The sequence below is a fragment of the Flintibacter hominis genome, from assembly GCF_014287965.1.
Lineage (GTDB): Bacteria > Bacillota > Clostridia > Oscillospirales > Oscillospiraceae > Lawsonibacter > Lawsonibacter aceti.
In genome coordinates this window covers 23121-36579 of sequence record NZ_JACOPO010000004.1, presented here as the reverse complement: position 1 = coordinate 36579, position 13459 = coordinate 23121, and the positions used below count along the sequence as shown (strand labels likewise).

Below are 13459 nucleotides of genomic sequence, written 5' to 3'. Positions count from 1 at the left end.
GATAGGAGTTGGCGATATGGCCGATCAGAATAACAAGAACAACCAGAGCGCCCCCCAGGAGGAGAACCTCTCCCAGCTGCTGAAGATCCGCCGGGACAAGCTGAAGGAGCTCCAGGAGGGGGGGAACGATCCCTTCCAGATCACCCGATTCGTAGTGGATAACGACTCCGCCAACATCAAGGGCAACTTCGACGCCCTGGAGGGGCGGCAGGTGGCCATCGCCGGCCGCCTCATGTCCAAGCGGGGGATGGGCAAGGTGTCCTTCTGCGACCTGCAGGACAAGTCCGGCCGCATCCAGCTCTACGCCAGGAAGGACGAGATGGATGAGGCGGAGTATAACCGCTTTAAGAAGTATGATATCGGCGATATCGTAGGAGTCCACGGCGTAGTTTTTCGCACCCAGCGGGGAGAGATGTCCGTCCGTGTTGTGACTGTGACGCTGCTCTCTAAGTCCCTGCTGCCCCTGCCGGAGAAATTCCACGGCCTGACCAACACCGAGCTGCGCTACCGCCAACGCTATGTGGATCTGATCGTCAATCCGGAGGTGAAGCGCAACTTCATCATTCGCTCCCAGTTCATCAAGCATGTCCGGGACTTTATGGACGGCCGTGGCTATATGGAGGTGGAGACCCCGGTGCTCAACACCATCTCCGGCGGCGCCACAGCCCGGCCCTTCATTACCCACCATAATACCCTGGACATCGATATGTATATGCGCATCGCCACTGAGCTGCCCTTGAAGCGGCTCATCGTAGGCGGCATGGACCGGGTATACGAGATCGGGCGCATCTTCCGCAACGAGGGGATGGACCCCAAGCACAACCCTGAGTTTACTACCATCGAGCTGTACCAGGCTTATGCCGACTTCAACGACATGATGGACCTGTTCGAGGATCTGCTTACCTCCGCTGCCCAGAAGATCCTGGGTACTTACCAGGTGGAGTGGCAGGGAGAAAAAATCGACCTGACCCCCGGCTGGCCCCGTATGCCGATGCACGAGGCCGTCAAGAAGTATTGCGGCATCGACTTTATGGCCATTACCTCCGACGAGGAGGCCGTAGCCGCCGCCAAGGCTATCGGGGTGGAGTTGCCTGAAACGGCGGACAAGACCTGGGGTAACGCCCTGTATGAGGTCTTTGACCAGCGGGTGGAGGAGAAGCTCATCCAGCCCACTTTCATTACCATGCACCCGGTAGATGTGTCCCCTCTGGCTAAACGTTCTCTTGTCGATTCCCGACTTACCGAGCGATTTGAGCTGTTCATCTGCCACAGTGAGATGGGCAACGCCTTCTCCGAACTCAACGACCCCATCGACCAGCGCCAGCGATTCCAGAAGCAGGTGGAACTGCGGGACAAGGGGGACGACGAGGCCGGCATGATGGACGAGGATTTCCTCACCGCCCTGGAGTACGGCATGCCCCCCACGGGTGGGCTGGGCATCGGCATCGACCGCTGTGTCATGCTGCTGACGGGCTCCGATTCTATTCGTGAGGTCATCCTGTTCCCCACTATGAAGCCTTTAGAATGAAACTGCGGCCGGCATACCAATGGGATTTTCCCATTGGTATGCCTTTCTGCACCTCCCGGCGGCCATAAGGCACGCCATAGAGAGGCGTCAACTGGGAAAAAGGAGCCGTTGTGAGTGTATATCCTGGCACAAAAAAAGCTAAACCCCACCCGATACATTGTCTTGGGCTTTGGGGGTATCATTTTGTTGGGGACGCTGCTGCTCCGGCTGCCCATCGCCGCCTGGGACGGGCAGGCCACTCCCTGGCTGGTGTGCCTGTTTACCGCCACCTCCGCCACCTGTGTTACGGGGCTGGTGCTGGTGGATACAGCGCTGCATTGGACGCCCTTCGGTCAAGGGGTGATGCTGGTGCTGGTGCAGCTGGGCGGCCTGGGCTTTGTCACCCTCATGTCCCTGGTGCCCTTCGCGCTGCACCGGAGGATCGGACTGTCCCAGCGGATGATGATGGCTTCCTCCCTCAATATGAGTGGGGTAGCCGGAGTGGTCCGGGTAGTGCGCCACGCCCTGATGGGCACCTTTCTGGCCGAGGGGCTGGGGGCGGCGCTGCTGGCCACAAGATTTGTCCCCATTTTCGGACTGGGTAGGGGGCTGTGGTTCTCTGTATTCCACAGTGTTTCTGCCTTTTGTAACGGCGGCTTTGATCTGTTCGGCGGGTACAGCGGACCTTACAGCAGCCTGGCGGCCTTCCGGGGGGACCTGCTGGTGATGGTGACCATCATGGCCCTTATCATTGTGGGGGGCCTGGGCTTTTTTGTATGGGAGGACCTGCTGGATGCTAGGTGCTGGCGTAAGCTGCGGCTGTATTCCAAAATGGTGCTGGGGATCACTGTGGCGCTGATTGGGCTTGGGACCCTGTTCTTCTGCTGTGCCGAGTGGGACAACCCAGCTACACTGGGGGCGATGCCCGTCTGGGAGCGGCCGCTGAACGCCCTCTTTCAGTCGGTGACCCTGAGAACGGCGGGGTATGCCACCTTTGACCAAGCCGGCCTGCGGGACAGCTCCGCGGTGCTGTCCATCATCCTGATGCTGATAGGCGGCTCATCGGGCTCCACGGCCGGAGGACTCAAGACGGTCACAATGGGGGTGCTGCTGCTGGCCCTGCGGGACGGCCTCCGAGGGCGGGAGGAGGTGGTGTTCCGCCACAGGACCATTCCACAGCGGCGGGTGATGGATGCCATGACCCTGGCGCTGACGGTGTTGCTGCTGTTCCTGACCGGTTCCATGGCGCTTTCTCTGATGGACCGGGTGCCCTTTGTCCAGGCGGCCTTTGAAGTGGCCTCCGGCATGGGGACGGTGGGGGTGACTATGGGAATCACCCCGTCGCTGACGGTGGGAAGCGCCCTGCTGATGGTCGCCCTGATGTTCCTGGGCCGGGTAGGAATCCTGTCCTTCTCCATCGCCTTCCTGACCAGGAAACAGGCAGAACATAAGATTTCGTACCCTGCTACTGACGTGATGATCGGGTAAGCGGGGAGGAGGGCCGCATGAAAAGTTTTCTGATTATTGGATTAGGCCGCTTCGGTGCCTCACTGGCAGTGGAGCTATGCGCTCAGGGCCACGAGGTGCTGGCGGTGGATATTCAGCCGGAACGAGTTCAGGCGGTGGCAGACCAGGTGACCCACTGTGTCGTGGGGGATGCCAGGGACCCGGAGGTGCTGCGAAGCCTGGGGGCTCGGAATTTTGACTGCGCCGTGGCAGCCGCCAGCGCGGATGTAGGGGTCAGCGCCCTCATTGTGCTGAACCTGAAGGAGCTGGGGGTCGCCCGCGTGGTGGGCAAGGCGAACAGCATGGTCCACCGCAAGGTGCTGGAGAAAATCGGGGCCGATCTGGTGATCTTCCCGGAACAAGAGATGGCCATCCGGCTGGCGCGGAGCCTGGCCAACGGTGATATTTTAAACTTTATCGAGCTGTCTGACGAGTTCTCCATTGTGGAGCGGCTGGTACCGGAGGACTGGGTGGGAAAGTCCATTCTGGAGCTGGATATCCGGGCCAAGTGGAGGGTTACCGTAATCGCGGTGCGCCGGGGAGAGCGCATGACCATCTCACCGGGCCGGGACTATGTGTTCCAGGCGCAGGATGACTGTATGGTGATCCTGGGGAGCAATGCGGATATCGACCGGTTGGAGAGAAGATGATGGAGCGGATTACGAGCCGGAAGAACCCCCTGCTGATGAAGATTCGCCGCCTAGCCTCTGGCGGGCGGCGGGAACGGCAGGCGGAGGGAGAATATCTGGGAGACGGGATCAAACTGCTGGAGGAGGCACTGCGGTGGAGCGCGCCCCTGACTGCGGCAGTGTTCGCCGACGGGGTAGAGCCCCCTGATCTGCCCAAGGAGGTCCGGGCGGTGCAGGTGCCTGGAGATGTGATGGAGAGCATCTCTCCAATGGCGGCGCCCCAGGGCGCGCTGTTTTTGGCCGCCCTGCCTCCGGCGGACCCGCCAGAGCAGCTGAAGGGGAGGCGGTATCTGGTTCTGGACGGCGTTCAGGACCCTGGTAACGTAGGCACCATCTGGAGGACCGCGGACGCCCTGGGAGCGGACGGCCTGCTGCTGGTCAACGGATGCGCGGACCCCTATGGGCCCAAAGTCGTTCGGGCCTCCATGGGGGCTTGCTTCCGTCTGCCGGTCTTTGAGGTGACCCCGGATGGGCTGGCCGGGCTGCTGAAAAAGGCGGAGCTGCCCCTGTACGCCACCGCCTTGGGAAAGGATACGGTGGACATCAAAACGGCGGACCTGAGCCGGTCCGCCGTGGTGATTGGAAGTGAGGGGCGGGGAGTGTCCCGTCCTTTGCTGGAGCGATGTGAAAAGACACTGAAGATACCCATGCGCCAGCGGTGCGAGTCCCTCAACGCGGCGGTGGCGGCCTCTATCGTCCTGTGGGAGATGGGGCGGTGATCTTCTCAACGCGGCGGCCGGCCGCCGATCCCCAGACAGTGGTAAATGACTTGGATGATCAGGGCCGCGGCCGCCAGGGTCACAGCAAAGAGCGCATAGGCCGGCACATAGCTGCCAAACCGGTCTGCAAGGATGCCGGGCAGGGGGCCAAAAAGAAGGACCCCCGCTGTATAGGACATGGTGATGGAACGCACGTACTTGCCATAAGTGCTGTCCGAGGACAAATCAGCGGCCCACACCGAGGGGGACACAGCGGAAACAGGTAGCCCCATTCCCAATAGTGTGATGGACAGAAAGGGGAGGGCGAGGCCGCCCAGAGGGGCCAGACAGCAAAGAACAAAGGCTCCCAGAAGTGAGCCGAAGGAATAGTAGTTACCCCACCGGCTGCCCATCCGGTCATAGACCTGGCCACAGAGAATCTTGCCGATACAGATGGCCAGTCCGGCATAGGACATTAGAGCGGCGATGAGGGCCTGATCGTAGCCCTCGCTGGTGTAGAGCACGGTCAGATGGGAAAAACCGGGGCCCCCAGGGCCGCCTACTAAAAAGGCGGCGAAAAGGATCAGGAGCAGATAAGACCGGCGCATCCCTCGGGGGGCCTGTCTGGGCGGGGGCGGAGGATCGTCCTCTCCCCCCAGATGATAGGGCTCCAACCCCAGTTCTGCCGGGGTGTTTCGGATCAGCTTCCAGGCCAGTAGAGCGGTGATAAGGATAAAGGCCCCCTCCCACAGAAAGGCGGCCCGCAGGCCCTGATGCTGGATGATCCAGGTGATGATGACAGGGGCAAAGATGGTGGATACCCCGCTGCCCGCGGAAGCCAGCCCCAGGGCCAGCCCACGCCGGTCTCGGAACCAGGCGCCGATGACCAGAGAGAGGGGGACCATGCCCCCATAGCAGTAGCCAAGCCCGGTCAGGGCGGCGGCCAGACAGTAAGTAAAAAAGCTGGTGGCCAGACCAAAACAGAAGTAGGACAGGGATAGCAGCACCACCCCCAGGGTCATGACCAGACGCAGTCCGAGCCGCTGACACAGCTGATTGACTGTCAGCAGAGCGGCCAGGATGAACAGACTGCGCGTGGTGGTGATCCAGGAGCCCTGCGCATTGGAAAAACCATTGGCCAGGATGATCTCGGGCTGGTAGATGGTGAAGACATTGACACCCAGTCCGATGGTGGAAAACAGGACCAGGGCGCTGCCCAGACAGACCATCCAGGCGTAATGTGGACGTTTCATGAAAAAACTCCCTCCCCTGCCTATACAATAGCGCCGGAGAGGAGATTTGTAAAGGGAAAGTTCCGGAGTGAAGGAGATGAGAGAATGTCGGCCTTGAGATACTGGATCTGGCTTACCACCCGCCATGATCTGGGCCCAGCGGGAGTGCTAGGGGTGTTGGAGCACTTCATCACTCCAGAGCGGGCCTATTACGCAGACCCGGAGGAATATGACTTTCTTCCTCTCCCCGCTGCTGCTAAAAGGAGCCTGTTGGACAAAGGCACGGACCGGGCGGAGGAAATTTTGGCGGACTGTGAGCGGCTGGGCGTACGTATTATGACATTGCAGGACGCCGACTACCCCGGCCGCCTGCGGCAGATCGCTGACCCGCCCGTGATCCTCTACATTCGTGGGCGGTCCTTCCACTTTGATGAGGAGGCGGCCATCGGTGTGGTGGGCGCCCGGGAGGCTACCGCCTATGGGACGCTGTATGCCGAGCGGTTCGGGATGGAGCTGGCGGCGGGCGGCGCTCTGGTGGTATCCGGTATAGCTGAAGGCATAGACTGCCATGCTGTCAAGGGTGCCCTGAAGGGCGGGGGACCGGTGGTTTCCGTGCTGGCCGGCGGAGTGGATGTGCCCTTTCCGCGGGAACACCGCTATCTGTATGAGGATGTGGCGGCTGCCGGGTCCCTGATCTCTGAGCATCCTCCTGGCACACCCCACAAGGGAAGCCACTTCTCACAGCGCAACCGGATCATCAGCGGCCTCTCCCTGGGTGTGCTGGCGGTGGAGTGCAGGAAAAAGAGCGGCACCATGCTCACGATGAACCACGCCATGGAGCAGGACAGGGACATCTTTGCTGTCCCCGGCCCCCTAGATGCCCCACTCAGCGAGGGGACCAACTACCTGATCCAGCAGGGGGCCAAGCTGGTCACCTGTGGCGGCGACATTCTATCCGAGTATTGGGCCCGCTTCCCCAGAAGGCTGGCGGCCTCCGCCCCGCTGACGCCAGAGGCCGCGCAGGCCCGGCTGGACAGTCTGGCCCAGGACAGGGAGGAAAAGCGCCGCACTGAGCCCGCCCTGGAGGAAGTACCCAGCCGGGAGTTTATCCCCCGGAGCGGGCAGCGGGAGCGGTTCACCGACGATGAGCTGTCCCTCCTCAACGCCCTGGAGGACAGGACCCTGTCGCCGGACCAACTGGTGGAGCTGACCCAGATCCCGGCCAAGCGGGTGCTGTCCGCCCTGACCATGCTCCAGATACAGGGGGCGCTGGAGGAGCGGCCAGGCAGGCGGTATGCCTCCCTGGTGCGGCTGGAGGAGTAGCCCCCACCCTGATTCCATGTGACCTTCGGGAGCGGAATGTTCCCTTGATTTTTCCATCATCTAATTTGGAGGTATTCCAATCGTGCCAAATAAAACGGATCTAGTGATCGTCGAGTCCCCGTCCAAGGCCAAGACCATCGGCAAATACCTGGGGCCGGGCTATGAGGTAAAGGCGTCTATGGGCCACGTCCGGGACCTGCCCAAGAGCAAGCTGGGCGTGGATATCGAGAAGGGCTTTGTTCCCGACTACCAGCCCATCAAGGGCAAAGAGGATGTTATCAGTGACCTGAAAAAAGCCGCCAAGAAGAGCGGCCGTGTCTACCTGGCCACCGACCCGGACCGGGAGGGGGAGGCTATCTCCTGGCATCTGAAGGAGCTGCTGGGCATCCCGGATGACAAGACCTACCGGGTTACCTTCAACGAGATCACCCGGAATGTGGTCAACCAGTCTATCGCCGCCCCACGGGCCATTGACCAGGACCTGGTGGACGCCCAGCAGGCCCGCCGCATCCTGGACCGGATCGTGGGCTATGAGCTGTCCCCACTGCTGTGGAAGAAGATCCGCCGGGGTCTGTCCGCCGGGCGGGTCCAGTCCGTGGCCACCCGGCTGGTGGTGGAGCGGGAGGAGGAGATCCGGGCCTTCGTCCCCCAGGAGTACTGGTCCATCGAGGCCGATTTGGCCCGTGTCGCCCCCAATTTGGGCAGCTTTAAGGCCCAATTCCACGGCCGGGACAAGAAAATGGAGCTCCACAGCCGGGAGGAGGCCGAACAGGTGCTGGCCACTGTCCGGCAGGGCAGTTTCTCCGTGGCCAAGGTAAAGCGCCAGGAGAAGTCCCGCCAGCCCGCCCCGCCCTTCACCACCTCTACCCTCCAGCAGGAGGCGTCCCGCAAGCTGAATATGTCCCCGGCCCGTACTATGTCCATTGCCCAGCAGCTGTATGAGGGCGTGGAGCTGTCCGGACAGGGGGCCGTGGGCCTCATCACCTATATGCGTACCGACTCCCTCCGCCTGTCGGAGGAAGCTCTGGCTGCCGCCAAGGACTTTATTCAGCATCGGTACGGCGGGGAATATTATCCCGCCCAGACCCGGCGATTCAAGGCCAAGGGCAACGCCCAGGACGCCCACGAGGCCATCCGCCCCTCTGATGTCACCCTGGTCCCGGACGAGATCAAGAAGGACCTGACGAGCGAGCAGTACAAGCTGTACAAGCTGATTTGGAGCCGGTTCCTCTCCTGCCAGATGGCAAACGCCGTCTATGACAGCCTGTCTATCGACGTGGAGAACAGCGGATATATTTTCCGGGCCAGCCACTCCAGCCTGAAGTTCTCCGGCTTCACCGCCGTCTATGAGGAGGGGAAGGACGAGGACGAGGAGGAGAAGACCTCCCCCCTGCCTGACCTGAAGGAGGGGGAGCCACTGGACTGCCGGGGGCTGAAGGAGGACCAGCACTTTACCCAGCCCCCCGCCCGCTATTCTGAGGCGTCCCTGATCCGGGCCTTGGAGGAGAAGGGTATCGGCCGGCCCTCCACCTACGCTCCCACCATCACCACCATCCTCAATCGGGAGTATGTGGTCAAGGAGGGCAAGGCCCTTCGTCCCACCCCTCTGGGGGAGGTGGTCACCGGGCTGATGAAAGACAAGTTCAACGACATTGTGGACTATGCCTTCACCGCCCAGATGGAGGAGCGGCTGGACAAGGTGGAGGAGGGCGATGTGAACTGGAAGGCCCTTCTGAATGACTTTTACGGCGATTTCTCCGCCGAGCTCCATAAGGCCGAGCAGGAGCTGGACGGGGAGCGGATCAAGGTGCCAGACGAGGTGTCGGAGGAAATCTGTCCCCAGTGCGGCCGGAACCTAGTGGTCAAATCCGGCCGCTTCGGTCGATTTCTGGCCTGTCCCGGCTGGCCGGAGTGTGACTTTACCATGCCTCTGGTGGTGGAGATGCCCGGCAAGTGCCCCAAATGCGGCGGCCGCCTGCTCAAGCGGACGGGAAAGAGCAAAAAGACAGGCAAGCAGTACACCTACTACTGCTGTGAGTGGGTGAACAGCAAGGACGAGGCCCGCAAGTGTGACTTCATGACCTGGGATGTGCCGGTGAAGGACAACTGCCCAGTCTGTGGCTGGACCATGTTCAAAAAGCCAGGCAAGGGCGCCAAAAAGCCCTATTGCATCAACGAGGTGTGCTCCAACTTTACCCCGGAGGAGAAGCGGGGAGGCTGGAAGCCCAAGCCGGCCGACTCCGCCGACACCGGGGAGGAGAAGGCGGAGAAGAAGCCGGCGGCCAAAAAGACAGCGGCTAAGAAGACCGCCGCCACAAAAACGGCCACTGCCAAAAAGACAGCCGCGAAGAAAACAACGACAGCGAAGAAGTCTACGGCCAAGAAATCTGGGGCTGAAAAAGCCGAAGGATAGGCGTAGAAGTGCCCCCCTCAGCCGGCATAGCCATGACGGAGGGGGGCAGCACACCGCTATCGAAAGGATAGACAAGCACCCAGGAGGTACCCATGGAATCTGTTATTGTGATCGGCGCCGGGCTGGCGGGGAGCGAGGCGGCCTGGCAGCTGGCCCGGCGGGGCATCCCCGTGGAGCTGCGGGAAATGAAGCCCCAAAAAATGACCCCCGCCCACCATACGGAGTATTTTGGGGAGCTGGTGTGTTCCAACTCTCTGCGTTCCGACCAGATGGAAAACGCGGTGGGTCTGCTGAAGGAGGAGCTGCGCCGGTGCTCCTCGCTCATCATGTCCTGCGCCGACGAGCATCGGGTGGAGGCGGGGGGTGCCTTGGCGGTGGACCGTCACGCCTTTGCCCAGGCCATCACCGAGAGGATCAAGAGCCATCCCAACATCACAGTGGTGGAAGGGGAGGTCACAGAGATCCCGGAGGCGGGGAACGTCATCCTCGCCTCCGGCCCATTGACATCAGAGGCCTTATCGGAGGCCATTTCCCGGCTGTTTCCCGGCAGCAGATACCTGAATTTCTTTGATGCCGCCGCCCCCCTGGTCACCTTCGAGAGCGTGGATATGGACAGCGCCTGGTTTGCCTCCCGGTATGACCGGGGGACCCCGGACTATATCAACTGCCCCCTGACGGAAGAGGAGTACGACGTCTTCTGGCGGGAGCTGATCCACGCCCAGGAGGCGGAGGTCCACGGGTTTGAGGATGCGGGCGTGTTCGAGGGCTGTATGCCCGTGGAGGTCATGGCCCGGCGGGGGAGGGATACCCTGTGCTACGGTCCGCTGAAGCCTGTGGGGCTGAAAGACCCTAAAACGGGGAAGGAGCCCTTTGCCGTGGTCCAGCTGCGCAAGGACAATGCCCAGGGGACCATTTATAACATCGTGGGCTTCCAGACCCATTTGAAGTGGGGGGAGCAGAAGCGGGTGTTCTCCATGATCCCCGCCCTGAAAAACGCCGAGTATGTCCGCTATGGCGTGATGCATCGGAACACCTTTTTGGACTCGCCCCGGTTGTTGGACCGGTACTACCGGGTCCGGGGTCAGGAGCGGCTGATGTTTGCCGGACAGATCACCGGGGTGGAAGGCTATGTAGAATCCACCGCCTCCGGAGCCCTGGCAGCCATCGAGCTGGCCCGCCGGCTGGAGGGCAAGGAGCCTGTCAACTTCCCCCGTGAGACGGCCATAGGCGCTCTGGCTCTTTACATCAGCGACCAAAGTGTGGTAAACTTTCAACCAATGAATATCAACTTCGGACTGATCCCCCAGTTGGGCTACCGGGTAAAGGGGAAACGGAACAAAAACGCTGAAATTTCCAAACGGGCTCTGGAGGCACTGGGGAAATTGGATTTAGAGCCGTGACCGCTTGTCCTGCAAGCGATCAGCGCACCGAAGGGGCTCGTCTCGCCGCCCATCGAAGGCTGCGTCATACCCGGCGGACGGCCAAAGTGTTTCCGCTTGGGCGAGGGAGGACTGATACTCCCCGTCGCGGCCGAAATCCAGATGGGCTTGGTCAGTTTCCCAATTATAGAGATTCTCCAAGTATTGATTCATAATGATGCCACCATTAAAATGCTCATAGAAATATAATAATGCTAAAAGATATATTTTGCCAAGTGGGGAGCCCATGCTTCATAAGGACATTTTTTGCATAAGAGTGAAGAAGCTGAGAAAAGGCCGTGGAGAACAGCAAAAGGATCTGGCAGAGGCAATCGGAGCGGCACAGGTTTCCATCAGCGATATAGAAAATGGCCGTAAGGCGACCTCCTTTGACAAACTGGCCGCCATTTGCAGGCATTACAATGTGTCCGCGGACTATCTGCTGGGCCTTACCGACGAGGCCAGACCACTGGACCCGGAAAAGAAAGAAGGTACTGTATGAAGATCATCGTAGACGCCATGGGCGGCGACAATGCCCCCAAGGCCCCTGTGCTGGGCGCCATCCAGGCCAACCAGGAATACGGCGTGGATATTATCCTGGTGGGCCGCGGGGAGGAGATTCTGAAGGTGATGGAGGAGAGCGGGATCAAGGACCTGCCCGCCGGGGTGGAGATCGCCCACGCCAGCGAGGTAGTGGAGATGTGCGACAACCCGGCCACCGCCTTCCGGGAGAAGAAGGACTCCTCTCTGACCCAGGGGCTGAACCTGCTGAAAAACGGAGAAGGAGACGCCTTCGTGTCCGCCGGCTCCACCGGCGCCCTGCTGGCTGGAGCCACTTTGGTGGTCAAGCGCATCAAGGGTATCCGCCGGGCGGCCCTAGCTCCCGTGGTACCCACCGGAAACGGGGGAGCTGTCCTTATCGACTGCGGGGCCAACGCCGAGTGTCCCCCGGAGTACCTGCTCCAGTTCGCCTACATGGGCTCCTATTACGCCGAGCATGTGCTAGGCCGTCCAGAGCCCAAAGTGGGTCTGCTGAACATCGGGGCGGAGCCCTCAAAGGGCACCTCCCTTCAAACCACAGTCTATCCCATGCTGGAGGAGGCGTCCAAGGCCGGCCGCATCAACTTCGTAGGCAATGTGGAGGCTCGGGAGGCAGTGGAGGGCGCGGTGGATGTCATCGTGTCCGACGGCTACTCGGGCAACATCTTCCTCAAGACCATGGAGGGCACCGGCCTGTTCCTGGCCAGGGAGATGAAGCGGATGTTTAAGAAGAACCTGGCCACCAAGCTGGCTGCCCTGTTGGTCTCCGGAGGGCTGAAGGAGTTTAAGAAGATTATGAGCTCCGACGAGGTAGGGGGCACCGCCCTGCTGGGCATCTCCCGGCCCGTTATCAAGGCCCACGGCTCCTCCGACGCCTACGCCATTAAAAACGCCGTCCGCCAGGCCCGGCAGTGCGTATCCTCCGGCATCGTGGACAACATTTCCGCCAACGTGGATGTGATGCGTCTGGAGGCGCCGGCGGTCCACGGAGAAGAATGATTTTACACAAAGACGCACAAAATGGGAAAACCCTATTGACAGTAAGGAAGTTTCTGCATATAGTAAGGACAGAAAAAGTGCCTGGGGCACGAACAAAAGGAGCACCGAGATATGATCTTTGAAAAACTGTGCGCGCTCATTGCGGAGCAATTCAATGTGGATGCGGACACTATCACGATGGAGACCTCTTTTGCCGACGATTTGAACGCCGATTCGGTAGATATCGTGGATCTGTCCATGGCCATGGAGGAAGAATTCGGCATCGACGAGCTGGGGGAGGAGGAAGCTGCCTCCATCACCACGGTTGGAGATCTGGTTCGGTTCCTGCAGAACAAGGTCGACTGATCGAGAAAACGCGAAACTCCGCCGAAGGCGGAGTTTTGCCTTGTAACGGGCCAGAAAGACTGACCCCTTGAAGGAGTTTGGAATGAAAAGTTTGGAGGAAAAGCTGGGCTATACCTTTCAGGACCGGGGACTGCTGGACAACGCCCTGACCCACAGCTCCTGCGCCAATGAGAGCCGGGGAAAGCTCCAGAGCAACGAGCGGCTGGAGTTTTTGGGGGATTCCATCCTGGGGATGGTGGTGGCTGACCACCTGTACCGCAACCACCCGGACCTGCCGGAAGGGGAGCTGACCCGGACACGGGCCGCCCTGGTATGCGAGGAGAGCCTGGTAGAGGTAGCACAGGAGTTGGGCCTGGGGGAGTATCTCCGCCTGGGTCGGGGGGAGGAGAGCGGCGGAGGCCGCCGCCGGCCGTCTATCCAGGCCGACGCTGTGGAGGCGGTGCTGGCCGCCGTCTATTTGGACGGAGGCATCGGATCGGCCCGTAAGATCATCCAAAAGTATATCCTAAGCCGGGAGGTGGCCGGGCTGACCAAGCCCAGGGACTACAAGACCGCCCTCCAGGAGCTGGTCCAGCGGGAGAGTGGACAGGTCCTACAGTATCGGCTGACCGGCCAGGAGGGCCCTGACCATGACAAGCGGTTCTTCGTGGAGGTGGATCTGAACGGCGCCCCTCTGGGCGCTGGCACCGGCCGGAGCAAGAAAGAGGCAGAGCAGATGGCGGCCCACGCCGCCATCCAGGCCTTAAAAAAAGAATGAGAAACGAGGCAGCGAGAGCTGCCTCGTTTTTC

General features: G+C 60.9%; 13 protein-coding genes. 11 read left to right on the top strand and 2 right to left on the bottom strand.

Annotated elements, in window-relative coordinates; translation table 11 throughout:
- Positions 1 to 16: 16 nt before the first annotated feature.
- The 4 genes from lysS to H8S11_RS07180 all read left to right on the top strand — a co-directional run bounded on the left by lysS (position 17) and on the right by H8S11_RS07180 (position 4421).
- Entirely contained in the window at positions 17 to 1528 is a 1512-nt protein-coding gene (gene lysS, locus H8S11_RS07195) for a lysine--tRNA ligase (RefSeq protein ID WP_186852683.1), read from the top strand.
- Between the two features lie 114 nt (positions 1529 to 1642).
- Positions 1643 to 2995, top strand: coding sequence for a TrkH family potassium uptake protein (locus H8S11_RS07190; protein WP_147570625.1), 1353 nt, complete (start codon positions 1643 to 1645; stop codon positions 2993 to 2995).
- Positions 2996 to 3012: 17 nt separating this feature from the next.
- Positions 3013 to 3663 carry a potassium channel family protein gene (locus H8S11_RS07185; RefSeq protein ID WP_147570624.1) on the top strand — a complete coding sequence of 217 codons (651 nt, stop codon included), beginning with the start codon at positions 3013 to 3015 and terminating at the stop codon, positions 3661 to 3663.
- A complete protein-coding gene (locus tag H8S11_RS07180) occupies positions 3660 to 4421 on the top strand; it encodes a TrmH family RNA methyltransferase (RefSeq protein ID WP_243200979.1) in 762 nt (253 codons plus the stop codon). The genes H8S11_RS07185 and H8S11_RS07180 overlap by 4 nt, the downstream gene beginning before the upstream one ends.
- Before the next feature lie 5 nt (positions 4422 to 4426).
- Here H8S11_RS07180 and H8S11_RS07175 read toward each other — a convergent pair whose 3' ends face one another.
- The gene (locus tag H8S11_RS07175; RefSeq protein ID WP_186852682.1) at positions 4427 to 5653 is read right to left on the bottom strand and encodes an MFS transporter; all 1227 of its coding nucleotides are present in this window, start codon (positions 5651 to 5653) and stop codon (positions 4427 to 4429) included.
- Positions 5654 to 5737: 84 nt separating this feature from the next.
- On the opposite strand from H8S11_RS07175, the gene dprA reads away from it, so the two are divergent.
- From dprA to trmFO, 3 genes are all read left to right on the top strand, one after another.
- Positions 5738 to 6955 (top strand): DNA-processing protein DprA, encoded by a 1218-nt coding sequence (gene dprA, locus H8S11_RS07170; protein ID WP_186852681.1) that lies wholly within the window; start codon positions 5738 to 5740, stop codon positions 6953 to 6955.
- A gap of 82 nt (positions 6956 to 7037) precedes the next feature.
- On the top strand, positions 7038 to 9368 hold the full coding sequence (gene topA / locus H8S11_RS07165) for a type I DNA topoisomerase (RefSeq protein ID WP_186852680.1): 2331 nt from the start codon (positions 7038 to 7040) through the stop codon (positions 9366 to 9368).
- 92 nt (positions 9369 to 9460) lie between these two features.
- Positions 9461 to 10768, top strand: a complete 1308-nt coding sequence (gene trmFO / locus H8S11_RS07160; RefSeq protein WP_186852679.1) for a methylenetetrahydrofolate--tRNA-(uracil(54)-C(5))-methyltransferase (FADH(2)-oxidizing) TrmFO — start codon at positions 9461 to 9463, stop codon at positions 10766 to 10768.
- Here trmFO and H8S11_RS07155 read toward each other — a convergent pair.
- Positions 10757 to 10960, bottom strand: a complete 204-nt coding sequence (locus H8S11_RS07155; protein ID WP_147570618.1) for a hypothetical protein — start codon at positions 10958 to 10960, stop codon at positions 10757 to 10759. The two genes, trmFO and H8S11_RS07155, sit on opposite strands and share 12 nt — an antisense overlap.
- 103 nt (positions 10961 to 11063) lie before the next feature.
- On the opposite strand from H8S11_RS07155, the gene H8S11_RS07150 reads away from it, so the two are divergent.
- The 4 genes from H8S11_RS07150 (at position 11064) to rnc (ending at position 13427) form a co-directional block, all read left to right on the top strand.
- On the top strand, positions 11064 to 11288 hold the full coding sequence (locus H8S11_RS07150) for a helix-turn-helix domain-containing protein (protein WP_366460892.1): 225 nt from the start codon (positions 11064 to 11066) through the stop codon (positions 11286 to 11288).
- Positions 11285 to 12325, top strand: a complete 1041-nt coding sequence (plsX, locus tag H8S11_RS07145) for a phosphate acyltransferase PlsX (protein ID WP_147570616.1) — start codon at positions 11285 to 11287, stop codon at positions 12323 to 12325. Before H8S11_RS07150 ends, plsX begins: the two co-directional genes overlap by 4 nt.
- 111 nt (positions 12326 to 12436) lie before the next feature.
- Complete coding sequence (gene acpP, locus H8S11_RS07140; RefSeq protein ID WP_147570615.1) at positions 12437 to 12670, top strand: acyl carrier protein; 234 nt, start codon at positions 12437 to 12439, stop codon at positions 12668 to 12670.
- Positions 12671 to 12752: 82 nt separating this feature from the next.
- Entirely contained in the window at positions 12753 to 13427 is a 675-nt protein-coding gene (gene rnc, locus H8S11_RS07135; protein WP_147570614.1) for a ribonuclease III, read from the top strand.
- Positions 13428 to 13459: the final 32 nt, after the last annotated feature.